This window comes from Collinsella intestinalis DSM 13280 (assembly GCF_000156175.1).
Taxonomy (GTDB): Bacteria; Actinomycetota; Coriobacteriia; order Coriobacteriales; family Coriobacteriaceae; genus Collinsella; species Collinsella intestinalis.
The window spans coordinates 351,283-377,645 of the sequence record NZ_GG692710.1 but is presented as its reverse complement, the minus strand read 5'-3'; the positions used below and the strand labels follow the sequence as shown (position 1 = coordinate 377,645).

Annotated in this window: 31 protein-coding genes; all 31 read right to left on the bottom strand. The window is 63.9% G+C overall.

The window, feature by feature from the left end; translation table 11 throughout:
- Nucleotides 1–37 precede the first annotated feature (37 nt).
- Entirely contained in the window at nt 38–577 is a 540-nt protein-coding gene (locus COLINT_RS01795; RefSeq protein ID WP_006722610.1) for a peptidylprolyl isomerase, read from the bottom strand.
- A gap of 87 nt (nt 578–664) precedes the next feature.
- A complete protein-coding gene (locus COLINT_RS01790) occupies nt 665–1,807 on the bottom strand; it encodes a zinc ribbon domain-containing protein (protein WP_039910247.1) in 1,143 nt (380 codons plus the stop codon).
- Entirely contained in the window at nt 1,804–4,635 is a 2,832-nt protein-coding gene (locus COLINT_RS01785) for an HAD-IC family P-type ATPase (RefSeq protein ID WP_006722608.1), read from the bottom strand. Before COLINT_RS01785 ends, COLINT_RS01790 begins: the two co-directional genes overlap by 4 nt.
- A 275-nt stretch (nt 4,636–4,910) precedes the next feature.
- Nucleotides 4,911–5,960, bottom strand: coding sequence for a GH25 family lysozyme (locus COLINT_RS01780; protein WP_006722607.1), 1,050 nt, complete (start codon nt 5,958–5,960; stop codon nt 4,911–4,913).
- Between the two features lie 3 nt (nt 5,961–5,963).
- Nucleotides 5,964–6,254: a phage holin gene (locus COLINT_RS01775; RefSeq protein ID WP_006722606.1), complete on the bottom strand. Its 291-nt coding sequence runs from the start codon at nt 6,252–6,254 to the stop codon at nt 5,964–5,966.
- Between the two features lie 14 nt (nt 6,255–6,268).
- A complete protein-coding gene (locus COLINT_RS01770; protein ID WP_006722605.1) occupies nt 6,269–6,610 on the bottom strand; it encodes a hypothetical protein in 342 nt (113 codons plus the stop codon).
- Entirely contained in the window at nt 6,603–7,049 is a 447-nt protein-coding gene (locus COLINT_RS01765) for a carbohydrate-binding protein (RefSeq protein WP_156780297.1), read from the bottom strand. The genes COLINT_RS01770 and COLINT_RS01765 overlap by 8 nt, the downstream gene beginning before the upstream one ends.
- A 48-nt stretch (nt 7,050–7,097) precedes the next feature.
- Nucleotides 7,098–8,267, bottom strand: a complete 1,170-nt coding sequence (locus tag COLINT_RS01760) for an RNA-directed DNA polymerase (protein ID WP_006722603.1) — start codon at nt 8,265–8,267, stop codon at nt 7,098–7,100.
- Nucleotides 8,268–8,470: 203 nt separating this feature from the next.
- Nucleotides 8,471–8,590, bottom strand: a complete 120-nt coding sequence (locus tag COLINT_RS08810) for a DUF6273 domain-containing protein (RefSeq protein ID WP_267878532.1) — start codon at nt 8,588–8,590, stop codon at nt 8,471–8,473.
- Between the two features lie 27 nt (nt 8,591–8,617).
- Nucleotides 8,618–9,118 carry a hypothetical protein gene (locus tag COLINT_RS01755; protein ID WP_006722602.1) on the bottom strand — a complete coding sequence of 167 codons (501 nt, stop codon included), beginning with the start codon at nt 9,116–9,118 and terminating at the stop codon, nt 8,618–8,620.
- A gap of 65 nt (nt 9,119–9,183) precedes the next feature.
- The gene (locus COLINT_RS01750; RefSeq protein WP_006722601.1) at nt 9,184–10,089 is read right to left on the bottom strand and encodes a DUF6273 domain-containing protein; all 906 of its coding nucleotides are present in this window, start codon (nt 10,087–10,089) and stop codon (nt 9,184–9,186) included.
- A gap of 13 nt (nt 10,090–10,102) precedes the next feature.
- Nucleotides 10,103–10,807 (bottom strand): hypothetical protein, encoded by a 705-nt coding sequence (locus COLINT_RS01745; protein ID WP_006722600.1) that lies wholly within the window; start codon nt 10,805–10,807, stop codon nt 10,103–10,105.
- Nucleotides 10,808–10,817: 10 nt separating this feature from the next.
- The gene (locus tag COLINT_RS01740) at nt 10,818–11,081 is read right to left on the bottom strand and encodes a hypothetical protein (RefSeq protein ID WP_006722599.1); all 264 of its coding nucleotides are present in this window, start codon (nt 11,079–11,081) and stop codon (nt 10,818–10,820) included.
- On the bottom strand, nt 11,071–12,156 hold the full coding sequence (locus COLINT_RS01735; RefSeq protein WP_006722598.1) for a hypothetical protein: 1,086 nt from the start codon (nt 12,154–12,156) through the stop codon (nt 11,071–11,073). The genes COLINT_RS01740 and COLINT_RS01735 overlap by 11 nt, the downstream gene beginning before the upstream one ends.
- Nucleotides 12,149–14,470 carry a fibronectin type III domain-containing protein gene (locus COLINT_RS01730; RefSeq protein WP_006722597.1) on the bottom strand — a complete coding sequence of 774 codons (2,322 nt, stop codon included), beginning with the start codon at nt 14,468–14,470 and terminating at the stop codon, nt 12,149–12,151. Before COLINT_RS01730 ends, COLINT_RS01735 begins: the two co-directional genes overlap by 8 nt.
- A 3-nt stretch (nt 14,471–14,473) precedes the next feature.
- Complete coding sequence (locus COLINT_RS08095) at nt 14,474–16,789, bottom strand: phage tail protein (protein WP_006722596.1); 2,316 nt, start codon at nt 16,787–16,789, stop codon at nt 14,474–14,476.
- Complete coding sequence (locus COLINT_RS01720) at nt 16,782–17,081, bottom strand: hypothetical protein (RefSeq protein WP_039910244.1); 300 nt, start codon at nt 17,079–17,081, stop codon at nt 16,782–16,784. The genes COLINT_RS08095 and COLINT_RS01720 overlap by 8 nt, the downstream gene beginning before the upstream one ends.
- A gap of 50 nt (nt 17,082–17,131) precedes the next feature.
- A complete protein-coding gene (locus tag COLINT_RS01715) occupies nt 17,132–17,422 on the bottom strand; it encodes a hypothetical protein (protein WP_006722594.1) in 291 nt (96 codons plus the stop codon).
- A gap of 1 nt (nt 17,423) precedes the next feature.
- The gene (locus COLINT_RS01710) at nt 17,424–18,005 is read right to left on the bottom strand and encodes a phage tail tube protein (RefSeq protein WP_050750532.1); all 582 of its coding nucleotides are present in this window, start codon (nt 18,003–18,005) and stop codon (nt 17,424–17,426) included.
- An 11-nt stretch (nt 18,006–18,016) separates the two neighbouring features.
- Nucleotides 18,017–18,358, bottom strand: coding sequence for a hypothetical protein (locus tag COLINT_RS01705; protein ID WP_006722592.1), 342 nt, complete (start codon nt 18,356–18,358; stop codon nt 18,017–18,019).
- Nucleotides 18,359–18,366: 8 nt separating this feature from the next.
- Entirely contained in the window at nt 18,367–18,612 is a 246-nt protein-coding gene (locus tag COLINT_RS01700; RefSeq protein WP_006722591.1) for a hypothetical protein, read from the bottom strand.
- On the bottom strand, nt 18,605–18,943 hold the full coding sequence (locus COLINT_RS01695; RefSeq protein WP_006722590.1) for a hypothetical protein: 339 nt from the start codon (nt 18,941–18,943) through the stop codon (nt 18,605–18,607). The genes COLINT_RS01700 and COLINT_RS01695 overlap by 8 nt, the downstream gene beginning before the upstream one ends.
- Nucleotides 18,940–19,332 (bottom strand): Gp19/Gp15/Gp42 family protein, encoded by a 393-nt coding sequence (locus tag COLINT_RS08580; RefSeq protein ID WP_006722589.1) that lies wholly within the window; start codon nt 19,330–19,332, stop codon nt 18,940–18,942. The genes COLINT_RS01695 and COLINT_RS08580 overlap by 4 nt, the downstream gene beginning before the upstream one ends.
- A 2-nt stretch (nt 19,333–19,334) precedes the next feature.
- Nucleotides 19,335–19,553, bottom strand: a complete 219-nt coding sequence (locus COLINT_RS08575) for a hypothetical protein (protein WP_006722588.1) — start codon at nt 19,551–19,553, stop codon at nt 19,335–19,337.
- An 11-nt stretch (nt 19,554–19,564) separates the two neighbouring features.
- Complete coding sequence (locus COLINT_RS01680) at nt 19,565–20,443, bottom strand: phage major capsid family protein (RefSeq protein ID WP_006722587.1); 879 nt, start codon at nt 20,441–20,443, stop codon at nt 19,565–19,567.
- A 9-nt stretch (nt 20,444–20,452) separates the two neighbouring features.
- Entirely contained in the window at nt 20,453–20,926 is a 474-nt protein-coding gene (locus COLINT_RS01675; RefSeq protein ID WP_006722586.1) for a hypothetical protein, read from the bottom strand.
- Nucleotides 20,927–21,122: 196 nt separating this feature from the next.
- Nucleotides 21,123–22,415, bottom strand: coding sequence for a VG15 protein (locus COLINT_RS01670; protein ID WP_006722585.1), 1,293 nt, complete (start codon nt 22,413–22,415; stop codon nt 21,123–21,125).
- Entirely contained in the window at nt 22,384–23,805 is a 1,422-nt protein-coding gene (locus COLINT_RS01665) for a phage portal protein (RefSeq protein WP_006722584.1), read from the bottom strand. The genes COLINT_RS01670 and COLINT_RS01665 overlap by 32 nt, the downstream gene beginning before the upstream one ends.
- Nucleotides 23,805–25,229, bottom strand: a complete 1,425-nt coding sequence (locus tag COLINT_RS01660; RefSeq protein ID WP_006722583.1) for a terminase large subunit domain-containing protein — start codon at nt 25,227–25,229, stop codon at nt 23,805–23,807. The genes COLINT_RS01665 and COLINT_RS01660 overlap by 1 nt, the downstream gene beginning before the upstream one ends.
- Nucleotides 25,226–25,681 (bottom strand): P27 family phage terminase small subunit, encoded by a 456-nt coding sequence (locus COLINT_RS01655; protein WP_006722582.1) that lies wholly within the window; start codon nt 25,679–25,681, stop codon nt 25,226–25,228. Before COLINT_RS01655 ends, COLINT_RS01660 begins: the two co-directional genes overlap by 4 nt.
- 208 nt (nt 25,682–25,889) lie before the next feature.
- Nucleotides 25,890–26,189, bottom strand: coding sequence for an HNH endonuclease (locus COLINT_RS01650; RefSeq protein WP_050750531.1), 300 nt, complete (start codon nt 26,187–26,189; stop codon nt 25,890–25,892).
- Nucleotides 26,190–26,363: the final 174 nt, after the last annotated feature.

Sequence of the window (26,363 nt, the reverse complement as noted above, 5' to 3'; positions counted from 1 at the left end):
GACGCGTAAGGGCGTTTACTTCTCGCGAGGCGGATCTTTAAGCCTCGTGGACGATCTCGATATGGCGGATCTCGTCGCCGGCGCGCAAGCGACCGATGACGTCGAGGCCCTCGACCGTGGAGCCGAAGACGGTGTAACCAGAATCGAGGTTGTGCTGCGGACCAAGGCAGAAATAGAACTGGGAGCCAGCGGAATTGGGATCCATGGAACGGGCCATCGCAAGGGCGCCGTCCTCGTGGCTGTTGTTCGGGTTGGTGGAGAACTCCTCCTGGATGTTCCAGCCGGGACCGCCGGTACCGGGCTGGCCATCAGGACCCATCTGGCCCGCGGCGACCTGCTCGGGGGTCATGTCGCGCGTGTTGGGGCAACCGCCCTGGATCACGAAACCGGGGACGTAGCGATGGAACTTAAGGCCGTCATAGAACCCCATGACGGACAGCTCGCAGAAGTTCGCGACATGGATTGGGGCGCCCGCGCAATCGAGCTTGACGCGGATGGTGCCCTGCGAGGTCTCGATGATGGCGCTCTCGTCGCCGGCGAGCTGGTACTCGGGCGTGCGGGTCTTCTTGAAGAACATGAGTCTCCCCCTAACGTACGTGCATATAGAACTTATCTTACCACGCCCAACGCGACCCGCCCGCACGCGGCGGGCGGGGCACGAACCTTACTTTTCGACGGGTTTCCACGCGGCGACGTTCTTCTCGTACTCGATGACGTCGATGGCGCGGCCATCGACCATGGACACCTCGCGCAGAGGCGCGAGGATCTCGTCCTGATGGTCGGCCGGACGCTCTCCCTTCGGAACCGCGAGCGAGACGTCCCACGATTTACACAGTACGTCGACGCGGTTGTACATCCACGTGGCAAGCTGCTTAAGATGCTCGACGTCCTCGGCATAAGCCGTGTTCTCGGTAAGGCGCAGGGAGTCGAGCTCATCCAGGGTCTGCTGGATGGTAGAACGCAGGTCATACGCGCCTTGGGAAGCCTGCGAGCGCTGATCGAAGTCCTTGATGAGATATTGCCCGTTGAAGGTCTCAATCACCGGACCCAGGGCGTCCTGATACGACGTGATCTCGGCATACACAGCGGAGAGCAGCTGGAAGGCCTCGGGTTCGGAGAGCACATGGGCGCCGTCGGCCTCTCCGGCCCCCGCCTCCCCCGCCTCGGCGGCGGAATCGTCGGCGGAGCCCTTCTCGGCCACCTGGCGGCTCGGGTACATCTCGCTCGCGGCCCGATCGAAGGACTCGACGATACCGGGCATCACGCCCAGCGGGTCCGTCGCGACGAACACGCCAACCGCCCCAAGGAGGAGCACCGCGACAAGTGGAGCGACCCAACGGGGGCGGCGGGCCTTGGCGTAGGCATCGTCCCCGCGCGCGAGGTCGTCATCGCTCACGACGGGCCGCGGACGCGGCGCTGCGGAACGCGAAGCAGAGGGCGCCTGCGCGGCAGAGAGCTCATCGCCATCTAGGACGCTCGTCGCCTGCTCGTCGCGAGGGGCGGCGGAGCCCGTAGAGGCGCTCGGGGCCGGCACCGCGCCGGCAATCATCTCGGCGGTCAGACGCGGGAAGCTCGCGGTACGACCGGCCGCGAGGTCGGAGGCCGCGGACTGCTCAGAGAGGATGCCCGGAGCGGGTCGGCCGCATTTGGGGCATGTGCGATCCTGGTCGCCCAGGCGCGCACCGCAGCCCTCGCAAAAAATGAAATCGGGGTGCGCGGAAGCGGGGCGCGGCGACAGGTCGGCGCCACACGCGGGGCACGTGCTCGAATCATCGGAAATGGAAGCGTTACAGATGGGGCAGATCAATGGTCCTTCTTCCGCTTGGTCTTGGGCATCCTCACGCGGATGCCGCCGTTGGCCTGCTCAACACGATAGCGTTTTTTGCGTCCGGACGAAGCTCCGACCGCGGTCTTCACGCTCTCCCGACGGGTATCGGAAGTCGCGCCCTCGGGCGAATCCGCCTCGGAGGCAGCGCGTGCGGAGGCGCCGACCTTTCGACGCGCCAACTTCTCGCGAGCGCGGTCGAAGGCGCGCCGAGCGCTCGAACCAGTGGAGGTCACCTTTCGCCCGCCGGAGCGCCCGCGCACGCTCACCCGAACGCCACGACCGAAGCCGGTGGCGAGCTTGCTCGTCTTCTCGGGCGAGCGCTCGAGCATGTCGGTGAGCCAGGCGAACAAAAGGCATCCCACAGCGGCGAACAGGGCGCCGAGCAGTGCGGGAATCAGCTTGAGGCGGGCAATCGAGAAGAATCCGGGGAACCCGACAACACCGACCGCGAGGCCGGCGATGACGAACACGAACACAGCACGGCGCAGCGGCGTGAAGGGCACCGAGATGCGCCAGATGAGGTAGACGCCCACGGCACACGCGGTGATGAGGCACATCGTGGAGAGCATCGCCTCGGAATACCCAAAGAGCGCGGCGGCCCCCATGCACAGAATCGAACCTGCCAGCACGCCCGCGCTCGCGGGAAGGGCTCGCTTGAGGACGTTCGCCAAGAAGTTGCCGCGAACGCGCGCCGTGTTGGGCTCGAGCGCCAGGACAAAGCTCGGGAACCCAATGCAGAAGAAGTTTATGAGCGTCATCGTGATGGGCTGGAAGGGATAGGGCGGCACGAAGATGCACAGCGCCGCCAGGCCCATGGAGAACAAGGTCTTGGTGAGGAACAGCGCGGCCGAGCGCTGCAGGTTGTTGATGGAGCGGCGCCCCTCCGCCACAACCTCGGGCATGGCCGCGAAGTCGTTGTCGACGAGCACGATCTCGGCGACGTTGCGCGCGGCGTCAGAACCCGCGGCCATGGCCACCGAGCAATCGGCCTCCTTGAGGGCGAGCACGTCGTTCACGCCGTCGCCCGTCATGGCGACCGTATGGCCGCGGCGCTGCAACGCGTTGACGAGCTCGCGCTTCTGCTGCGGGGTCACACGGCCAAAGACGTGATAGCGATCGACCGCGGCGTCCAGCTTACCGGGCGTATCGAGCGTGGTTGCGTCAACATACCTATCGGCCCCGGGGATGCCGACCGTACGCGCGATCATCGAGACCGTACGCGGGTCGTCACCGGAGATGACATTGAGGGTGACGCCCTGCTCACAGAAATAGCGGATGGTGTCCGCCGCGGACGAACGAATCTCATCGCGGATGGTCACAAAGCCCAAAGGACGGGGCTCACCGATGAAATCGCCCTCATCGGTGAATCCGTCGACCTCGGCAACCACCAGCACACGGCACAGCGACGCGAGCTCGGCGACACGGCCCTCAAAACGGGCAAAGACATCCGACGTGAGCACGAACTGCGAGGCACCCATGACGCACGCGACCGAATCTGAGCCGAACGCACCGCCCGTGAGCTGTGCGCCGCTCCACTTCTTGGCAGAGGAGAAGGCGATGACGCGCTGAGCCTCGGGCGCACGGGCGAGGTCGCGATAGTGCGCAAGGACCGCTGTGCAGGTCTCGTTCGCATCGTCCGACGTGGCGCGGGCGATACCAGCGAGCGCGGCATGCATCCGCTGCGACGCGGGATCGATGTGGTCGGCGTCGAAGGCCTCCGCAGGTTCGGCCCCGCCAAGGTCGTCGGCCACATACACGCCCTCGACCTCCATATGGCCCGAGGTGATCGTGCCGGTCTTGTCCAGGCAGAGCACGTCCACGCGGGCGAGCGTCTCGATGCAATAGAGCTGCTGCGCAAGCACCTTGCGGCGCGCGAGGCGAATGGTCGCGATGGCAAGCACGGAGGAGGTGAGAAGCACCAGCCCCTGCGGGATCATGCCGAGCAGGGCACCCACCGTGGAGAGGATGGCCGACGAGATGGCACCCCACGAATCGCCCGATGCGACCCACGAGGCAAGCGTGGAAGAAGAGTTGGGATCGAGCGCGCACCAGGACTGATAAGAGTTGTGGACGCTCGAGTAGAACAGCGCAAGGCCGATGGGCACCATGAGAACACTGGCAAACCGCACGATGGCGTTCAGCGCGTTCATGATCTCGGAGTTGACCTTCTTGACGTACTTCGCCTCGTTGTTGATGCGCGCGACGTAGTTGTCGGCGCCGACATGGATCACGCGTGCGTACACGAGACCCGCATCGATGAAGCTACCACTCATGAGCTCATCGCCGGGACGCTTGTGAATCGCGTCGCTCTCGCCGGTGAGCAGGCTCTCGTTTACGTGGCACTCGCCCGAGACAACGACCGCGTCGGCCGGGATTTGGTCTCCCCTGCCCAGACGGATCAGGTCGTCGAGCACGAGCTCATCGAGCTGAAGCTCGACCTCCCGACCATCGCGGACCGCGACGGCGCACTTGGAGGCGAGCAACGTGAGCTTGTCCACCATGCGCTTGGAGCGCAGGGCCTGCACGATACCGATGCCCGTGTTGAGAAGCACGACCCCCAGGAAGGTCAGGTTCTTCCAGGCGCCGGTCACGATGACGAGCGCGGCCAGGATGATATTGATCAGGTTGAACAGGGTGCAGGTGTTCTCGATGACGAGTTCCTTGACCGACTTGGTCTTGAGCTCGGTGTTGACGTTGACCTTGCCCTGCGCGACGCGCTCGGCGACCTCGGATGACGTCAAGCCGCGCGTGCCGAACTCGACAGCGGCGCGCTCGTCCGGGGACGCGCCTTTGCTTGCAATACCCATAACCGATCCGTTCCGCAGCGCACGCTGCCTGGTTACAAGAAAGGCCACGTGCGAAACCGCCCGCGACCCATAAGGATTCGGGCTCAAAGCCCGAGGATGTTTGTTGGTGCCCTATAGCAATGCTCTCGCGAACTTTAGGACATCAGGTATGCATTGCCGTTTTCGGCAAAAGCATACTGCTGAGAATAACTTTCGGCTAGTCATCGGTCAACAGCCTTCATCATATCGTCCCGCCCGAAAAGCAGAGCATGGGCTATTTCACGCTAACTTGAATTCTAGTACTTGATCTTCTGCCCTGCGTAGATGCGATTCGGGTTCGAAATCCCGTTCTTCTTGGCGAGCGCCTGATAGGTCGTGCCGAGCTTCGCCGCGATGCCCGAGAGCGTGTCTCCGGACTTGACGATGTAGACGCGCGCCAGCTGCGAAACCCCGTTGATCTTGTCCTGAACGGCCTTGTAGCGGGAGCCAAGAACGCGTTCACGAATGGGGTTGTTGCCATATCGGCCTGTCTTGACCTCGGCCACGAGCGTGTCGACGCTCGCCTGGTCGATGTGGTTGATGAAGTTCTGCACCTCGTCGTAGCGGGTGCCGAGAGCGGCACGGCGGGCCTCGCCGTCACCGAACTCGCCGCGCATGACGCGGTCGACAAGATCGAGGGTTGAGCCCTGCGGGGCAGTCGGATGAGGGGTCGGCTGCGGCTGGGGGGCGGGCTGAGCTGAGCCCTTGGGATTGGCGTAGCGGTCCCAAGCGGCGGCGTCGCCATAGAACTTGTTCAGGTCGAGGTTGCCGCCGTACCCGGGAAGTCGGCCGTGGCTGGAATACTGTCGCATCATGCAGCCGTACTTACCCTCGTTCCACGGGGAGTCCTGGTAGCCGGTGGCGTTGTTGTCGGCGTACTGCGCGACCCATGCACCGCAGTTGTGCTTCTTGCACAGGTCCCACGGGAAGACGGACGCGGAAGAGTAGACCACGGGTGGGATGCCGGCGCGCTCGATGACGCGCTTGATGCACTGCTCGAGGTAGCCCAAGTTGCCCCACGCAGAGTTCTCGCCCTGCTCCCAATCGAGGACGAGCATGGCCTTGCCGACCCAGTTCTTGATGGAGTCGATGAAGAAGTCCATCTCGGAGACCGCGCCCTGGCCGCCGATGTAGTGGTAGACGCCGACCTTCTTGCCGAGCGACATTGCCTGCTCGACCTGACGCACGCAGTCGGGCGATGTGTAACCGGTTCCTTGCGTGGCCTTCGCGATGACGAAGTCGCACGGGACGGCCGCGAGGTCGATGCCCTTCTGCCAGTTGGAGATGTCGATTCCGTTCATTGCCATTGCTTAAAACACCTTCTTTGTAGCCTCGGCCGCGCCGAGGAGGACGCCGATGCCCGTGGAGACGATCGTGGCGGTCTGCGCCACCTCTCCTGCGGCGGGCCAGCCCCACACCGACGCGAGGCCGGTGTAGATAGCGGCTGCGGCGGGAATCGCGAGCAGGCCGACCCACTTCAAGACGTCGTAGAGCCATCCGGGTAGCCAGTACTTGGCGTAGCCCTCCACCGGCACGTCATCCGGGATGTCGATTGGCTCGGCCACACCGGTCTCCTCCGCGATGCCATAGTTCTCGTCCATAACGGTCGCTCCTTTCACGCGACGTGGAGCTCCATGAGCTCCTTGTACATGTGGGTTCCCTGGCCGTTGCCGCCCAGGGCGTGGTAGAGCTCATAGACCTCCTGAATGCCCTGCTTTACCTCGACGGGACACGTGCGCTCACCGAGGACGTAGTACTCATGCAGGTCCTTGAGCCGATAGCGGAGAAGCAGACGGAAGATTCGGCGGTTCATGTCGCGCTCCTCCTGCTGCTGAATCTCACGGCGCTCGCGCTCCTCCTTGGAGCCGCGAATCTTTCCGCCCAGCCACCCGGCGACCCCCGTGATGCAGAGCATCGCGATCTGGGGCAGGAGCTGCCATATTAGGTTCTCAGGCATTGGTGACGTCCTTCCAGACGCCCTCGGTGCCTATGGCGCCGGGAACCCAGACGTTGTTGTCAACGAGCGATTCCCAGACCTTCCCGTCCTTCTTCACGCGAGCGCCCTTCGGGTAGGGGTTCGTGGACTCCGGTTGCACCCACTCCGGAACCTCGTCGTTTCCGCTCTCGGAACCGCCATATTCGATGGTCTTGGCCCACAGGCTGTGGGCCACATCGGGAGCCCAGTCGGGCTGGGAAGTATGAGGCTGGATGCAGGTGTAGAGGACGCCTCTATGGCTGACGCGCTCCCCGTCGGCATACGTATGGCCGCCGGAATTGAATTCGGGGAATAACCCGTAAGCGGAAGTTGCCACATCGTCAGATAGGCCGCCGGACTTCCCTTTGTAGATCTCGATGATTCCGCGGATTGCGGACTCTTCCTCTTCCGTAAGTGCCATGGTCGCACCCCTTTCTTTCGGTGCGACCATGGTATTTGCGGCGTGAGATTAAGCCGCGATCCTAACTACCGTTGCGGGGGGGGGGTTGCCGTTCACAGACCCTCCGAATAGCTCGCGATACAGGGCGTCCATCGAGAGAAGGGTGTCGTGTGCGTCGAGGTGCACGAGGCCGCCCCTCCAGGATTGGTACTGCTGCTCTATCTGCTCCATGGTGATGTCTCCGGAGTCGAGCATCCGCTTGAGGGCCTTGAGCTTTCGCCTCTCCCTCGTGATGGTGTCCCTGCACGGCCTCACGATCACCCTCCCCGACTCAGAGTAGAAGAACTTCTTCTTGAGGAACGTGAACCCGTGGGACAGCTTGACGATCTGCGTCTTGCGCGGATGGAGCTCTATTCCGTAATCGCCGCAAAGTATCTCGACGGCCGACTTGACCATGACGAGATGCTCCTTGCTCGTGTGGATGCAGTAGCTGTCATCCATATATCGCCCGTAGGCCTCGACGCCGCACATCTCGGTTACGAAATGGTCGATGGCGTTTGGGAACGCCACGGCGCATATCTGGTTGGGCTCGCTGCCGAGTCCGAGCCCGACGTCACCCTGCACGTCGATGAAGCTCTCCGCAAGCGAGAGAACCCTGCCATCGTCGAGTCGAGATGAAAGCTGCCTCTTGAGGGGCTCGTGCGCGATCCTGGCGAAGTAGTCTCGGAAATCCATCTGTAGGATGTAGCCCTCGGCGCCGTGCTTGCGGTAGTGGTCGGCGAGATGCCTCTTCATGAGCCTGACGGCGTAATCCGTGCCCCTGCCCTTGATGTTGGCGGAATTCGCCCCGATCACGGTCGGGACGGTTGCCGGGATAAGGACCTCTTGCGCCAGCGCTTTCTGCGGGACGCGCTCAGCTATGTGCACCGAGCTTATGTGGCGCCTCTTGCCACGCTCCACGATGTCGAAGTTGATGAAGCCCCTGTGCAGGTCGTTGCCATCGAGGATGTCGCGGCGAGTCCGCACGATGTTCTTGAGTACGTCCTTCTGGTATCGCTGGATCGACGCCTTCCAAGAGACCCCCCTTCCGGCCTGCATCGCGGCGCGGTACAGCGCGTTGAGGTCGGCCACCGCCTCGATGTCCAGCCCCTCGATCCGGGAATCTCTGTTCCGCCGCCTCTTCTCGGCGCGTCTCGCCCTTCTCGCCTCTCGGCGCTCGTCAGAATTCAAGTCGGGCACCCCGCACGGCTAGCAATGGCGCTCCGCAGCCGCTTGCAGAAAGGGCATGAAATCGGACCGAACGCCGGAGAGTCCGACCATGCAAGAAGCGTCCGCCCTTCTGCGCGGGGTGCATATTCACGGCCGTGTGGCCGATGGTCGCGCCTTCCTTCCTCTTTCTGCACGGCTTTCGGGCGAGCCTACTCGGTCTGGCGATAAGGGAATCAGGGGCGGGGCCGCACCCAGTCATTCGTCGGGGAATTGTAGTTGGCATTCCCGTTGTTGTTGACGTAGCACACGTTGGACGAGGACGAGCCGGACACCGACCGCAGCCACCAATTGATGCGACTTTCAAGGCGTGACCGGGGACATTATACAGAACGCAATCGCTCAATTTCTTCCTCCAAGGCGGCGAGTCTCTGCTCGGGCGTCTGTGCGCCGGTGAGCTTCACCGATTTGCGATAGCCCTTAAGAAGCTCGATCTCCCTGTCGATCATGAGGGTCACGCGCTCAAAGACGTTGACGTTCGATGTCACGTCCATGGCGATCAGGCACTGCATGTCCTGAAGCAACTGGTCGCAGTCGGCGATGGCGAGCGTGATGTACTTCCTCCGCTCTATCACGTTTGCGCTGGTGTTCGGGTAGAAATGGTCGGCGCGGTTGATGTTGTAGACGATGCTCCTCGCCGTCTCGACCGTTGGGACGCCGTTGAGCAGGCGGAACGCCTTGGGGCACACCTTGTCCTTCGCCATCAGCCTGTTCACCTCGACGCGAATGGCGATGGCGTTCCGGTAGAACTCGAACTGGGACAATGTCCTGTTCCTGGCAAGCACGCCGCTCATATAGATCCAATCGACAGCAACGGTCCGCATTCGCGGCAAACGCCCCGCGCAAGGCGGGGCGTCGTCAAGTGTAGCGCATAGGCTAGGCCTACGGCCTAACCTACGAGGAAGCAGGGGCGGGGCCGCACCCAGCCATGCGTCGGGGAATAGCAGGTGGCATACCCGCTGTAGCCGACGTAGCACACGTAGGACGAGGACGAGCCGGACACCGACCGCAGCCACCAATTGACGCGACCGCCCATGATGCGGTCCTTTGTCTGCTTGAAAATCGGGAACTGGCAATCGAAGCCAGTGCCGTAGCCGGGCTTGCTCCACGCATTCAGGCCGTAGACCTCCACCTCGCTGAGGGACCAGATCTTGCCGAGGTCCTGCCAGGACCAACCCGAAGGCTCGGTGAGCTTGCCGGAGGATGAGTAGCGTTCCTCAAGGAGGACGCGATGGGGCATGATGGCCGCCTGCACCTCCGCAGGCAGAGCGGACAAGAAATGCTCGTTCTCCCACTCATGCAGATGGCTCAGGAGGTATGGGCACTTCTGCTCGTTCGTTCCGTTGTTGTCGGCGGTCTTCCGCCACTGGATGTAGCTTTCGTTCACGGCATTCGGGCCGCGAACCGCGACGGTGGACTTTGGCACCATCGCGATGTGATGCCCCTTCGCGGTATCGCCGCACTGGAAATACGGGTCGATGGCACCGACGGCATAGCTCACCGTTTGGGAGGCCACTTGCGCCGTCTGCGGGATGACGACGTTGATGTAATCGCCTATGCGGATTCCGGAGTAATTCGCTGCGCGTACACGGGCGCGAAGCCATTCCCAGACGTTCGCCTTCTGCTTGATCTCCTCGGCGAAGACCGTGGCGAGGTTGCGGCCCGGGTAGGCGCCGATGCTTTCGAGCCGGGAGTACTCGGCATCCTGCAAGGCTTTTGACGCGTTGTCTCGTGCGGTCTGATCGACGATGCTGTAGTTTCCACCGCTTACGTTGAATATCTTGGCATCTGCCATTGCTGCCCCTTTCCTAGGCGAGGTAGATAGTCGTGCCGCTCGCCGAGCAGGTCGAAGCGAGCGTGATTGTTGAGCCCGATACGGACGCCTTGGAGCTCGGCGCGTATATCGTCTCGTTTATGACGATGAACTTCCCCGTGGAGTCGGCGAGCATGGACGCGAGCATGTCGATCTGCGCGCTCATCTCGGCTATCCTCTCGTCACCGACAACGCTCTGCTGCAGAGAGGAGGCGACCATCCGTGCATATGCGGCGGCGTCGTTCGCAAGAGCCGCTGCGGCATTTGCCGAGACGGCGGACTGGCTTGCATTCGATGTTGCTGCCGCCACCTGCTCGCCCCTCGTCTTGTGCTCCTGCACGCGGGTGGACTCCGCAGATGTCCGCGAGCCCTCGTTGGAGACGCGCTTCCTCTCGGCGTTCGCGCGCTCGGACTCCGCCTGCACACGGCCCGCCTCGGCCTCGGCGCGCTTGGACTCGGCCGCCGCCCTCGCGTTCTCGGCGGCGGCGCGCGCGTTCTCGGCGCTCACCCGGCTCGTCTCGCCCTTCTCGGCCCTGTCCGCCGCTGTGTTCGCATTCGCAGCGGCCGTCTGTGCGGCCTCGGCGGCATCCATGGCCAAGGTGGACTCGATGTAGTAGACCGTGCCGTCCGTGGTCCTCGCGCGGTCGATGTTCCCCGCCTCGTTCAGGAGCAGGGCCGCTCCCTTTGTAGTGTCAGGCAACTTTACCTCCTCACTTTGCGATGATTCCGGTTACCACCGCGATGGGGCCTACTGCGTGGACGATGCACCTGTCCCCCGCCTTAGCCCCGGAACACGATGTCGTCATGGACAGGCCCTTGAGCGTGGCACCGCCGACGCTCACGTCGAGCCTCGCCCCGGACGCCGCGACCACCGTGCCGAAGCGCACCGGCCTGGACTCCGATGGCGGGGCGCAGAAGATACCGGCCAGGGCTGAGCCCGCCGCGATCATCTCCGACTCGATGTCACCGTTCATACCTGCGCACCTCCAACTCCATCGGGCATCCTCCCACGAGCGTGAGAGTTCTCTTGCGGATGGCGAACTTGCCCTCGATGCGCGCGCTAGGCCACGATACGCCGACCGCATCGCCCACCGACACCGGAGCGTGGACGTGAGTCACGGTCACGCGCCGGATGGGGGACGCCTGCGTCCTCAGGAGCTCGGCGGCCTTGGCGTCTGCGGCGGCCTGCCTCTCCTTCTGGGTGGAGCCGTCCGGCAGGTCGCTGAACGTGTATGACTTGGCCTTGCGCCATCCCCTACTCACCGTGGAGAACTCGCTGGCGGGGTCGGAATCGACGGCGGTGCCTATGACGGTCTCCTCCGCCGTCTCGTACACGGCGTGCACCACGTTGGCCACATCGTCGATGTCCCGCTCGTCTACCGCCGAGTTCTCGAACCGCGCGGACGCGCCCTCCTCAAGCGCTAGGGCCACCGGCCTGTCGGCGGGCTCGACATACCTGCTCAAGATCACCCTGCCCATACCGTCGCACCTCGCCGGGGAGAATCCCGCGAGGTCGAGCAGGCAGTTGACCGCCCCAAGCTTCTTCGCCATCCCGCCGCCGGAGTTGTCGAGGCCCAGTGCCCACGTCGATGAGAGCGAGAAGGACGATGGGTCTGCGACCACCTCAAGGCCGGCGGATCGGAGCAGACCCGCCGCGTAGGAGACCGCGTTGGTACCGGCGGGGACCGTCAAGGGGCCGTCGAACTCGTCCTCGGCGACCTCGCGCAGCCGCCCGGACAGCCTCGCGCTGCCCGTCGCCACGGTGCCCACCTTGTCGCGCTTCGGCGCGGACACGATGAAGGTGCCGAGGGCGATGGACTCGGACGTGCCGTCCTGGAACGCGGCATCAAGGTACACGCGCAGCAGGTCGGCACCGAGCGACAGTTCCCCCGTGTAGTCGATGGTGCCGGTCTCGTAATCGGAGTCCTGATTGAACTCGAGCGTGCCGCCGGTGCGGATGTTGCGGAGCCGCTCGACCTCGGCGCCGGTCGCTCTTGAGACGCGCATGAAGCGGTATGAGCTTGAGAACCTCTTCTTCCAGTCAGCCATTGGCGGGCTCCTCGAACACGTCGTGCGTCACGTTCGCCGAGCAGCTGAAGATACCAGGCTTCTTGATGGAGCTCTGGAACTCCATGGGGCCGAACGCCCTCTCGCCGCAGTGGCCGCGCCACCAGCCGTGCCAGTGCTCGGCCATGATTCGCCTGAACGCGTCGTAATCGGACCGCAGGAGGTCGAAGCTCACAGACGTGGACACGTCCTGCTCGTCGAGCGGGTAGGACGCGGGCAGGTGCCCGTTCTCCCCTCCGTCGGCGAAGTGGAACGTGCTCACGCTGCGCTTACTCGATTGCGAGTAGGTGCCGCTGTTGAGGATCAGCACCTCGGAACCGTCGACGCCGAAGTTGAGAGCCATGCCCCTGGAGGGCATGTGGGCCTCCACCTCGGAGCGCGAGGACGTGCCCGACTCCGCGTAGCCGGTCACGCGGTAGCGGAACGGCTCATTGAGGGGCGGGATGCGGTCGATGGCCTCCTGCGCATCGAGGATGCCGACGGCGACCTTGGACGAGGTGCCGTCGGACATGACGCGCTCGACATCGAACGACACGCACTTCGCGGCGTCGCCCAAGACGAGCTCGCCGTCCTCGAACATGATAGTGCCGAGCATGGACAGCTCGCCGTCCTCGCAGGCCATGGGGCCGATCAGTGTGGAATCCTCGACCATGTAGGCGGAGGTGCCGTTCTTGGCCATGACGTGGCAGGCGAGGTTGCCGTCGTCCGTCACCTCGATAACCGGGATGGCGGGCTCGCTCCAATGCGTCTTGAATGTACGCTTGGCCGACGTCGTGAGGCCGGAGCCACCCCGCACGTGAAGCGTGAGCGTGTATGTCACGCCGTTCTCAAGGGCCTCGTAAGAGCCGATGGGCACGGGACGGAGGTCGGTTACGTCCACACTGCCCACCACCGTGCCGTCTGGGCGGGTGAGCGAGAGCGTGGCGGACGCGATGCCCGTCTCGTCGGAGGCGCTCACCTCCACGGTGAGAGGCGCGCTGTCTATAAGGGCTCCGTCAACGCCCGGGTTGGCCACCCACGCCTGCGGCAGGTCGGCGACAACGAACGGGACGTAGGACGACCACGCGCCCCAATCGGAGTGCAGGCCCTTCGTGCGCACGCGGATGCGCCAAGAGCCCTTCTGGTTGCACCTGAGCGTAAGGATCGTCGCCACGCCGGTGATGTCCTCGGTCACGGTCGAAGGCCCGGTGATCTCGACCTGCGCCGCGCTCTGCTTGGTACCGTCCGGGTGGTTTGGAGTCCATTTGACGGTGAGTGCGGAGCCCGTGGCGTAGGATGCCGCGACGCCCGAGACGGCGGGCGCCTTAGGGGGCATCACGGTCATGACGGAGTTAGAGGTCCTCCAGCCGGAGTTCAGCGCGTTGGGGCTGGTCCGGTGGGCACGGACTCGGTATACCACGCTGCCCGCCGGCGCAGATGCGTCGTCAATGACCGCCTTGCCGCCCGATGTGCCGTGAGTCCCGCTGAACGCCGCCCAGTTCTTGCCGCCATCAGTTGACCTCTGCGCCTCATGGCCCTGGGCATAGCCCGCCGCGTCGTGGATCACGAGGCGCACGGAGCTGTTGCCCGTCTTGACCGCCTCCACCTTGGACGGGGCGGCGGGCGTGGTGTAGGTAGTGCCGCAGGACACGTGGTTGGAGTTCCCGCCCGGCCCATGGGCGCACAGGCGGTACTCGTACTTATGGTTAGAGGAGGTTGAGTTATCGGTGTAGTTGGTGACGTCCCATGGCAGGTCCGCGATGTTCACCCAGTTTCCGTCATCCGTCCTGCGGTCGACGTACACACCGGCCCAGGGCTTAGCGCCGTTCATGTCGGTGTAATCGCCCTGCCAGGACAGCTTTTGCTGGTTGTCGGACACGCGGACGAAAGAGCAGCCCTTCGGCGGGTTCGGCTTCGAGTAACCGCGCTGCGGGATGCCCATGTAGGCGGTCGCCCAGACGTCTCCACCCGCCGAGCCGTACCCGTTGACGGTCTTGCCGTAGGCGCGGACCTGCACGGAGCAGTTCCAAGAGCTTCCGTTCCTCGGTACGTCGACGTTGAGGGGCGCAAGCGTGGCTGCCCTCCCCCAGTCGCCGTAGTTGTTCAGAACGACGTCCTGGCCCGCCACGCACCGACCGTTCACATAGGCCTCGAGGCGCACGCCATATTGCGCGATGTACTTCGCCTCAAGTGCCACGCCGATGGAGACGCGAGCCGTGGTGTCGTTGACGCTCGTTACACTGTATGTGTCGATGAAGGCGCGGTACCAACGGTTTCTACCAGATACCTGCACCTCCCCCGTGTATGTGCGACCCATGGCCTACCACCCCTTCCTTGACGAGCTGGCCCTGTCCGCAGCGGATACGATGACCTCAACGGCACGCCTGATACGCTGGTCCGCGTCGACCTGCCTGCCGTCGACGGTGATGTACACATTGCCGCCCGTCGCCGCAGATGCGGGGGCACCGGAGACGGACACACCGGCGGAGAGCATCGCGCTCGCCCCACCGAGGGCGGATTTGACGGTCTTCCTGACCGCAGACTCCTCCGATGCCATGCCCCTCGCCCAGTCGCGCATGAGCGCCTTTCCGGAATACGTCGTGTAGCCGCGCCCGGAGAAAGGACCTTCCTTGGCCGGTGAGAACGGGAAAAGCCCTCGGATTTTGCCAAGTGCCCCGGAGATCTGGTCTCCAACCCATCCGACCGCACCCATAACGCCGTCAGCGAAGCCCTTGAGAAGGGCTCGGCCGGAATCGATGAGCCAGCTTCCGGCGCCCGCGAAGATGCCGATGATTTTGCTCGGAAGGTTCCCGAGGACGGACATGACTTGCTCACTGCCACCGCTCACCGCGCTAACGATCCCGTTCCATGCGCTGTCGAGGAAGTTCCCCAGAGCGCTCCACGCCGCGTTCCAGACTCCCTGGATGAAGCCGAGCGCGGAATCGATGGCCCCGCTCACCAACCCGATATAGGTCTGCACTATCGAGACCATCCCGCTCCAGATGGAGTCAAGGATGTTGAAGATGCCGTTCCAGACACCGGACCAGTCTCCAGAGATGAACGCGAGGACCGTCGAGATGACCGAGCTAATTACGTTCATAGCCGTGGTAACTATCGCCTCGATATGGGGGAACACGGCGTCAATGATTCCCCGGATGTAATCGCCGAACGTCTGGAAAAGGCCCTGGATAACTGGGAGCGTCGCCTGCACCACGTTCGCCATTGCGATGATCACCGGCGTCACTGCGTTCGCAATCGCGGAGCCGAGGGAAACCACGTGGCCGATAATCGATGCGATGATGGGCGCGATTGCCTGAATCGCGGCGGAGATGACCGGAAGCACTGCGACGGCAAGGTTCCCCAGCGCCGCACCAAGAGCAGTCAAAGCGGGCATGAGAACGGAGGCCACTTGGCCGATGACCGGGGCCATCGCCGATTGGATGGCCGCGGCGGCAGGGGCGAAGGCGGAGGATATCGTCGATATCGCACCCTTGATTCCGCCTATTACCGTCGAGACGAACGCGCCGACTAGCCGGAACGCGGCCATGAACTGCGATGCGTCCACGGGCGGGAGGCTGATGCCGAGGCCGGAAACGCCCTGAACGGCGATGTTCCATGCGGTTGCAAGCGCCTCCGAGACGATGGGCGCCAGCACGGAGCCAAGGCCCGAGAGCACCGAGGGGAAGGCCTGAATTATGCTCTTGCCGATTATCGCGACGCGGGGCGCCACGTTCTTGGCCACGGCGCCTATGGATTCCAGAAGCTGGTTCGTGAGCTGGCTGAAATCCACGTCGTCGCGCCCGAGGCCCGTGAGGAAGTTCGTCCACGCGGCCTTGGCCATGCCGATGGAGCCGGAGATGGTGGTGGACGCCTCCTTGGCGGTGGTGCCGGTGATTCCCATCTCCTCCTGCACCGTGTGGATGGCCTCCACGATGTCGGCGTAGGACTCGATGGTGAGGTCGGCGGTCTTGCCCTGCTCGGAGCGGAGCTTGTTGGCGTCCGCGATGAGGCGCTGCATCTCCTCCTTCGTGCCGCCGTAACCGAGCTTGAGGTTGTCCAGCATCGTGAAGTTCTGCTTCGCGAACCCCTGGTAGGCATCCTGCACGCTCTGCATGTCGGAGCCCATCTTGTTGACGTTGTCCGACATGTCGACCATGGCCATGTTGGCGTACTCCGCCGCCTTGGCGGTGTCTCCGCCCACAGACTGCACGAGTGAGGCGGCGAAGCTGGTGGCCTGCGTCATGTACTGGTTGGCGCTCATGCCGGCGGTGCGGTAGGCCTCGTCGGCGTAACCCTTCAAGGTCGAGGCGGACGATCCGAAAAGCGTCTCGACGCCGCCGGACAGCTGCTCGTAGTCCGCATATGCGCCGAGGGCCGCACCGCCTACGGCCGTGACGGCGCCTGTAACCGCCCCGAGGCCCGCAACCGCGAGCTTCCCGGCCGTCGCGGCGGCCCCTCCTATGGAGGAAAGGGCGGACTTGGCGGCGCCGCTGCCACCGATGATTCCTGCGGTCAGGCCGCTTCCGAAGGACTTTCCTCCCTCGTTTCCGGCCTGTCCGAACTGCGCCTTGATGTCGTTTGCGAAGCCCCTCATGGAGGGCATGAGCGTCACGTATGCGGAGCCCACGTCAGCCATGGTCCACCCCCATTCCCAATATTTCGTCGATCTCCCCGCGCGCGTCGAGCGCCAGGTCCCTGTTGGCATGAGCCTCTGCGAGCTTCGCCGGGTTCATGAGTGGTTCCGGTGCTGGTGCGGGGTTCTTCGGGTCGTTCGACAGCGCCCAGATCAGATGCCGCTGGTTGAACTCGATTCGCCAGAGCAGGTACTCGGCGACGCCCCATTCGTTCGAGGGCTCCTGCGCCCTTGCCGTGCGCGACTGGGCGGGGAGCTGGTACCAGAGAAGGGACATCCTCTCCAAATCAGGCACCTCGCCCTCCAATGGGAGCGAGATGCCGTAATACTGTTGGAAGTCGGCGATTACTTCGCCCCTGCTCCCTTCGAGGCAGGAGACGAAGCCTGCGAGTTTTTTGCACCACACGCCTCGATGGCCTTGCCGAGCAGGGTCTGGATGCACGTGACGTCCCCGCCAAGACGGTCGATGTACTCCTCGTCCCTGCCGCCGAAGATGCGCTCCATCACGTCGAAGGCAACGCTGAAATCCTCTTCCGATTTCGCGAGCTGCTTTGCGGTCTTGTAGCTGCGCACGACGTCCGCGTCGCAGGTGAATTCGCCCTCGACGCCCTCGATGGTGAAAGTGACCGGGTTCACGCTACATCGCCTCCGTCTCGGTGGACTCGATGAAGTCGACGCAGGTGTCGCCGCTCTCGTCGCTCAGGTACTTGATGGTGATGGGGCGTGCGCAGAGCTCGCCGATGGCGAGGTTGAGCTCGTCCAACTCGTCTGACTTGCCCTTGGGGATGACCTTGCGCCAGCGGCGACCGTTCTTCAGCACCAATTCGAGAACGTAGCTGCGGATGGTCTCGGAATCGCCGTTGTGGTGGACGGTGATGATTCCGTTCTCGTCGGTGACGTTCTTCTCTCCGTACTGGATCTTCAACGTCTCGGCCTTGATCTCGGCGAAGGTGACTTGGCCGGATTCGACGCGGGAGGTCTTGGGCGAGTCCAAGAGCTCGCCGTTCATATCCAGAATGTCCTCGGAATCGCTGTCGATCGTCTCCTTGTAGCCGTCCGAGGAGATGTAGCCGAGCACCTTGAACGCCACGTTGAGCGGCGTCTTGATGTCCTTCGGCAACTCCGTGCCGACCGGGGCGGAGAAGATGTAACCGCCCTTCACGCCCTTGGAGGAGCTGACGTTGTCGGCGTTGTTCTTGGTTGCGACTGTCTTGGCCATGACGGCCCCTTTCACTCGAAAATCGTAAGGTTCACGTTCGTCCTGTATCTGGCGCCGCCGGTGGCGGGGTCTGGGAGGCGGTACGTTCCGTCCGGGAAGGCGTCGAAGATGTTCTCCTCGCCCAGGAGCATCGGCACGGCCAGCTCAACGAGCCCAGCCATCTCCGCCGCGCGCCTCCTCGTGGGAGCCCACGAGTACACGGCGACGAACGCCTGAGCGCCGAAGCCGAGGCCGTTGCCGCCGGTGAGCTCCACGGAAATGAACTCTCCCGGCGCGTCCCTCGGCACCTCAAGGAAGACCTTGATTCCCGTGGCGTCCATGAGGCGCTTCGCCACGGTTCTCTCCACGTCCATAGCGCCTCCTAACGCTTGCCGCGTTTCTTTGAGCGCGACCAATCGGGAGTCTTTCCGTCAACCTTGATCGGCCTGACGAGGCACCCGTGGGCGAGCTTGCCTTTGATGGTGATGACCTCGCTGCCCTCCCGAGCCGCCTGCAGCTCGCGCGCCTTGGAGCGGACGAGTGACTGCACGGCGGCTGAGTTGAGCACTTCCCGGTATCCGGACCGCCTCCACCGCTTCCAGCGGAACCTGCACTTGCAGCTAGCCATCCACTGCCACCACCTCGGCGACCATGTTCAGCTCGCCCGGAGCGTGCTCGTCCGCGTAGCGCTGCGGCCAACCGACGACCTCGCAGGTGACGCCGCGTACGACGACCGAGCATCCGCGAAGGTCCGCGCCGTAGCCCTTGGGAAAGAAGACCGAGAAGGCGACCCTCACCCCCTCGGGGCGCGTGGCGTCCAAGTCTGAGGTGGGGCCGGGGCACACGACCACGCCGTCCACCTCCTCGCGCTTCGGCTCGCCCACGAGCGGCTCGCCGAGCTCGTCGCGATCGACACTCGGGGTGATCACGGTCACGCTCTCCGTGGCAATAAGGCTCAAAGCTCCCCCCTCTCGATGGGGCGCAGCACGCGCCTCACGGAGCCGTCCAGGCCGAGGAGGCGGCGGGCGGTCTTGCCCACGTACATCTCGCCCAGGGCGGAGCCGTAGGTGACGGATGCCGTGATGCTGCCCGCCCCCTGGCTGAGCTGCGTGGCGCCCGCCATGTTGGCGGGAGTGTTGAGCACGCGGTTGACGAGCATGCACGCGACGGCCGGGGCTGCGCGGTCGAACGCGTCGCTCTGACCCTTTTCATACGGAACGCCGTAGGCGGCCTCGTACTCGGAGAGGAGCATCGCCGAGGCGTCCGACAGCAGCGCGTTCAAGCGGGCCTCGTCCGCCGCCGCGCCGTAGCGAGCCGTATAATCCTCTGCCGTCGCGAAAATCTCCATGGCTACTCCGTGACCTCGGCGAGGCCCGCTGCGGAGAGCTTGTCGAGGAGCGCGTTGTAGGCGTCCTTGACAGATGCCACGGTGGAGGCGTCGGAGCCGAGCTTGGCGATGGTGCCCAGCAGGGGTTCGCCCTCGGCGTTGACCACAGCCACGTGCGCGGGCAGGAGCGGGGACGCCTTGGCGGCGTCCTCCACCACTACCTTCTGTATCAAAACGGACATCTGGCATCCCCCTAAGCGCTCTTGAGGACCGCGAAGCCCTTGGGGTCGAGGATCGCGTAGGCGTAGACCGCCTCGGTTCGGAACGCGATCTGGTTGTGGGCCTTGAGGTCGACGCCGGTCTGGTCGGGGTCGCCGTACTCGATGATCTCGGAGTAGATGTCGCGCACCATGCCCCACTTGATGAGCGTGAAGTCGCCCATGATGCCGAGGACCTTGGTCTGCTCAGTCGCGAGACGGCCATTCACGGTGCCGGACACGGCGGCGTCGATGCCGTCGATGTTGCCCGCATTGAGGTTCAGGGGTACCTCGGGGTAGAGGCGCTGACCGGTGGCGGGCACGCGAAGCTTGCGCAGGGCGCTGGCGTACTTCTTGGACAGGGCGAAGCCGTTGATGTCGTAATCCATGAGGGCGTCGACCAGCTTGTCGATGTCCTCGACGGGGCTCTCGCCGGAGGTGACGGAGGTCGCCTTGGCGGTGAGAGCGGTGTAGCCGCTGAGCTTCGAGCCGCCCTTGGGGTTCACGGCGTGGTACACGACGTAGTCGAGGGAGCGGCCGATGGCGGCGTTCTGGTCGGCGAGGATGTTGTCGACGATCTCCAGCTTGTTGTCCTCGTCCGCCCAGCGCAGCTCGTCGCTCACACGGGTGGTGGTGACGACCTTGACGCGCTTGCCCTCGATGGGGGTGAAATCAAGATCGTAAGATCCCTTCTTGGCGCCTTCCTCGACGACCTCCGCCTCGGAGGACGGGTTGAAGATCATGTGGTTGATGTCGACGAACTTCTGTGGCTTGCTCGGGGAGAGCTTCGCGATGGTAGAGGTGTCCTTGGCCTTGTTCAGGAGCTCCGTCACGACCTCGCGCGGGAGCTTGATCTTCTTGGTGTCGTTAGCCATTTCTACTCCTTAATCGTTTCCGAAAAGCTGGTGGATGAAGTCGCGCTTGCTCGAACCGCCGTCCGAGCCGCGCGGGAAGCTGCCCGGCTTGTCGACGCTCGACGCGGGCTTCTTCTTGAAGTGCTTGAGCAGCTTGTCGGCGTAGGCCGACATGGCGCCCTCGTCATCGCCCACGAGGAGGTCCGCGGGGACGCCCTTCGCCTCGGCCACCTTCGCGGCGACCTTGGCGCGCTCCTCGGCCTTCTCCTTGGCGTCGAGGCGCTTGGTGAGGTCGGCGATTCGCTCCTCGGCGGTCTTCCCAGCCTGCTGGGCCTCCTCAAGCTGCTTGGCGGCGTTCTTGTTGTCCTTGGCGCGTTTCTCCCACTCTCGCGAGTGCGCCTTGGCCTCCTCCGCCTGCGCTTTCGCCTCCTCGTAAAGTGCCTTGTAATCTGGTTCCTCGCCGTTCGGCTGACCATCGATTTGCACTGCACCCTCTTTAGGCATCGCTGCTCCTTCCCGCGCCGTGCGGCGCTCCCGGCCCGCCGTGCGGCTGGCCTTTAGTTGGATGTGCGCCGTGCGGCGCGTTGGGAGGATTGTCCTAGCGGCGTGAGATTTGACCGTATCGGCATGAAAAAGGCCGCGCACGTAGCGCGGCCAATGCCGAATGGGTATACTCGAGGTGAGGGAATAGCTACCTGGGTTAAGAACCGAGGCGCAGCGTTCCCTCTTCTATTACGTGAACGCTCCCGTCAACATCGATGACGGCAACCGAGTCGAACGTGCCATCTGCTACGAAGTCCCTTGCCGCGGCAAACGCATCATCGCGGGATTCTGGCACTCTCAATATGCTCAGAACGCAATTCTTGCTCTTCGACGGATATTCGTCGAACTTCTCGGATGCCTCTCGCATGAGCCTACGAATCTTCTTCCTCGATTTCGGAGTCTTGATTTCAAAGAGCGCTCCGCCAGACTCATAATCTGGGTACTTGTGATCGGTGCCAGCGTAGAGAAAAAACGCTGGCTCGCCTATTTTCAGAGCGGCCCATATTTCATCCCCGTCGGGCTTGGACATGAACTCGGCCGCCAAGGGGACATTATGCGAATTCCCGACGGAATCGAGATATGCTCCCACGGTGTCTGAATAGTTCTGAGGTGTCTTGTCCTTTCTGAACCTCTGCCACGCCCTGTTCATCCTTTCGTTGTAGGTGTCTGCCTCGGCGCGCGCCAAAGCCACCGAGACGGCTCTTGAAATCTCACCATCATCCGTCATGGGCACGGTGGACAGGAATTCCTTTGCAGTCTGCCGAGCCTTAACGCTGAGGCCGGACGCATCATCTATTTCCCTAAACGCCTGCCAGCGCGCATGCCATTCGTCTGGGTCGTAACCCTCTACCTCCATGCCGTCGAAGCCGGGGATGACCTTGCAGCGGCAGTTCTTGTGGTAGTGGTTTCCCTCGCCCGCCGTCTTTGCTGATCTGTAATCGAAGCCACGGGAGGCGAGCATCGCGCAGAAGCTGCACGTCTCCCCTCCCATGGGAACCCTCGCGTACCTGAGGCCGTCGCGCTTGGCGTTGAGGCGCATGGTCTGGTTGGCCCGCCTCGCCACCTGATCGGACGCCTTGGAGGCGCAGGCGCAGATGAAGCCCTGCGGGTCGCCCGAGAGGTACTTGCCGAGCTGGTAGCGCACTTCGCTCTCGATGTGGCCGTGGACGTCGGACGTGTCTATGACTGCTGGCTTGACCTTAACGCCGGAGAGCTCGGCCATGCCCTCGTACATGTCCGCAGCGAGCGACGAGGCCCCGTCGCCGAACGCCCCCACGGCTTCGTCAACGACCTCGATCGCGAACTCGCGCACCTGCTCCGGCGTCGCGCCGGGGAACTTCTCGATGAAGGCACCTATCCTGCTCGAAGCGCACTCGTAGGCCTTGCCCTCAAGCGCGGCGAGCCGCTTGTCATATGCGCTAAGCGCCTTCCTCGGCAGAATCAACGCCATCACCCGTCCCCGTCATCTGGTCGATAATCGCGCGGCCCTGCACCTTGCGGTTGTCGCTCTCGATTCTCTGCATCTGCTCGTCCGTGTAATCGAGAAGCTCCAAGACCACGTCCGAGTTGGCGAGCTTGGGCACCGCCTGGACCTGCTTGAGCACCGCGTCGCTCTGGCTGACCGCAGACGGGTATGCCGGGGAAAGCCAGCGCGGGTTCACGTTGTGGCCGGCGTCGCGCTCGGTGGCGAAGTCGGTGTCGTTCACCACCGCGAGGGCCATGTACGCCACGTTGCGCAGGGCGTTGCCGTTGTCTCGGTTCAAGTTCTTCGCGTCGATCACGAGGGGTTCGAGAGATGCGGCGATCGCATCGGAGCTTGAGGGGTTGTCGTTGCTCGCGCCGAAGAAGGACACGGGGACGTCCGTCACGCTGGACATCTGGCACGCGAGGGTGCGGAAGTACTCGGAGAGCGGTGCCATCTGCAGCTGCGCGGATTGCCACACGGTCGGAACATCGCCGTCCTCGTCCTTGGTCACCTCGTTGATCGCGCCCATGCTCGCGTCGTATTTGTTCTGGCCGTTGGTCACGCGCTTTGCGGTTCCGAGAAGCCACATCTGCGGGAGCGTGGCGGATTCCGCCGCCACCTCCATTCGGGCGCGCTGGCGGATGGCGTCGTCGGTGATGCTCATGACGGCGCGGGTGATTCGCGAAGCTCCGAACGGCCGCTCCAATGTTGCGCCGTGCGCCATGGGCTCCATGAGGGGTCGCCCCATGGAGTTCTCGTCGTACTCCGCGTACCAAAGGCCGTTTGCATAGGCGATCTTGATGAGGCAGTCCTTCTTGAATACGTGGACGAGCGTGGGGATGCGCTCGCGGGTGCCCCTGCGCTCCCTCGACTCTGCGACCACGAGACCGGCCTTGATCTCCTTCTGCGCGTCGTCCCAGATCGCGCTCGCGGCCGTGGCAGGATAGGCGCTGATGACAGGATTCCCGAGACCGTCATCGGTCACGGTCCAGAACCCGCAGCAGTGCTTGAGCTCGCCGATGAGGTTCTTTCGGTACAGCTCACCGAGAGAGTTGGCAGCGTAGATGGCACGCAGCTTGTCGGTGGTCTCCTTATCGTCGGTCGTGAACCCGTTCAGCACCGAGCGGTCCGCGAGGGCGTGGACGGCCTTCTTGGGCCAATCGATTCTCGGGTCGATCTTCGCCGCGAGGCTCGCGGGCATGGCGATGCCCAGGTCCTTGACGCGCACCTTCCCAAGGTAGTACCGCTCGCGCTTCGCATTTCCGGGCAGCTTCCTGCGCCACGTCTCTATGAGGTCCAGGACGAGCCGCCTGTCCTCCGGTTCGAGGTTGTAGGCGTTCGCGATGTCCGTGGACAGTTCCTTGTTGATGCCCATTAGAAGTTCGCCTCCTGCTTCCTAGAGGGGTCTCTTTTCGTAGTGCGCGCCGCGTACAGGGCGAGCGACGCCGATTCGATGGGCGCCGCCATGGAGTTCGGGCCGTCCCCGAAGCCCCAGCCGCCAGCGGCGCCGATGTCGCGCTTGACCGACCTTGCGGCGGACTCGTCCAGAGCTGGCGATGCGATGTGGCCAAGGGAGCCGTCTTTCAGCTCGTCGAGCAGCATCGAGGCGGCAGCCTGCACGATCGCGGGGCTTCCCGTGATAACCGCCTTCTTCGGGAACGCGTTGTCACCCAGCCTTTGGATGAGGGCGTCGGCCCCGGACTTTCCGTCGATGCACACCGCCGCGATCTCTCCCTTGTTCCGGAGGAGCATGTCAGAGATTCCGGCTGTGCCACCATCGGTGCAGGCCACGTCGTACAGCTCCACGTAGGAGGGGCCTCCCCTCACCGCGCGAGCCCACGAGATGGCCGCAGTCCTGCCATCGGTGGAGAACTTCACGCCGAAGGCAAGCTTCCCGCCCGCCATAGCCTTCCTGACTTCCCGCTTCGCCCATAGGCCAGGCGGCAGGGCGGGGTTTGCCACCTCGGCGTCGTCCGCCCACCACCCCAGGCGCTCGCGCGCGAAGGTGTCGGGCGCCATCTGGTTGCACTCGCTCTCGACGGCCTTCAACTCGAGGACGATTCCGAGCGAGGGGTTGCACTCGTACCAGCGAGCGCGGTCGTTCTTGTCTCCGATCTCGGTGGCGCCCCACTCCATCCAGGCCATCTGCGAATCGCCTTTGAGGATGGATTTCCGAAGGTTCGCGAAGACCGTCCCCAGGCATTTTGGGCCGGGCGGGGTTCCGAGGTAGATGGTCTGCGGGTTGTGCATCTTCCCGGCGGAGATGGCGGGCAGCAGCGCCGCCTGCTGCATGTCGGTCAGCTCCTGTGCCTCGTCTATGATCAGCACGTCGAAACTCTTGCCTCGACCGCCGCTGTCCGTTCTGGTGGTGAACCGGATGGTCCCGCCGTTGTTCAGGACGATGGCCTGCTTGCCGTTGGTCTTGCGGACGTATTTGAGCAGGTCGCGAAGCTCCTCTTCCTCATCGTCCTCGAACGGGGCCTTGAGTTCCTGGAACATCTCGTCGGAGGTGTCGCCGTGGTGGCAGGTGTACAGGATCTTCTCCCCGCGCATGAGGCCGTCGAAGCATCGGGAGCGTACAACCCAGCTCTTACCGTTCTGGCGCGGGACGCTGATGCCGACCTCGGAGTTGACGTACATGCCGTCCCCGTCGGTGGCGAGCATCACATCGAGCAGGTGGGGTTGCCACGGCATGGGGGCTCCGAAATACTGCGATGCGAGCTCGGTCGCGATGTCAGCCGCGCCTTCGAACCCATCCGGAACGTTCAGCTCAAGCGTCGGTGTCTGCCTAGGCTTCACTCGCCCACCGCCCTACGGGGCGCGGGTCGCGAGGTTGCGAGCTGCAGAAGCTGCGCCTTCTCCGTCGTTCGCTTCTGCGGCGCGCTGGCCTCCGCCCGGCTCTTGGGGGACAGGCCGAGCTGGTCGGACAGGGCGCGAATCTCCGCGCTCGCCTCCTTGAGCACCGCGAGCGCGGGGCTCTTGCGCATCATGGGAAGGCTCCTGCCGTCCGGGGACTTGAACGGCTTGTATCCCACCGCGTCGAAGATGCTGATCCGCCCGTCGCCCTTGGAGATCGCGTTCTGGGCGCTGCGGAAGACCGCGTGCCAGAAGCAAAGCTCGCGCAGCGGCTCGACGTCCTGCTTGGTGAAGTTGTTGTCTCCGCTCGGGGCCAGCGATTCCCAGATGGCGCTCTGCACGGGGTCTAGAGCGATGTCATCCGGCATGGAAACGCCCCGTCCGCCCTTGGCCATAGCGCCTCCCTTCGTTGGGAGCGATGGTATAGGCGGCGTGAGATACCCCCCTATTGCCCAGAGATATGCGGGGGGAAATCGGCTATATCGCCCGGGGCGGGCCTTCGAGGTAGGGGGTGGGGCAAGCCCCCCTATGCCGTTTTAAGGCCGTCTGCCGAACCTTCGGCCAACCACCGCCGAGCCGACTGAAACGCCCCGAATCCGCCCTCTAGAACAGCCGGGAGCGCACGATGGGAAGCCCCTTCGCGCCCTCGTCCCCGTCCATCCTGTTGCCGCGCCTCTGGTTGCAGATGCGGTGCGCCGCGTCCACGTTGGAGTAGTCCAGCGGGTCTCCCCCACGGCTCACCGGAACCAGCTCGTCAACCTCGAAGCTCCACGGGTCTCCGGCCGGGAGGCTGTAATTGATGGGCAGGCCGCACAGGTGGCACGGCCTTCCCTCCGCCCTGAGCCTCGCCCTGAGCTTCCTTCTGGCGTTGCCGTTGGCGTTCCTGGGATTCTTCTTGCCCATCTCAAGCCCCTCCGTTTTGCATAGAATCCGGTACAGCTCCGTCTCTGCGGACACCCTCGTGCATATTCAGAACCCGCAGCGGCCCTTCCGTGGATACTCCCATCGGCATGAGAAGGGACCGCCCGTGAGGACGGCCCCTGGTGACGCACGGCCATGGTGGACGGCGGGTAATCG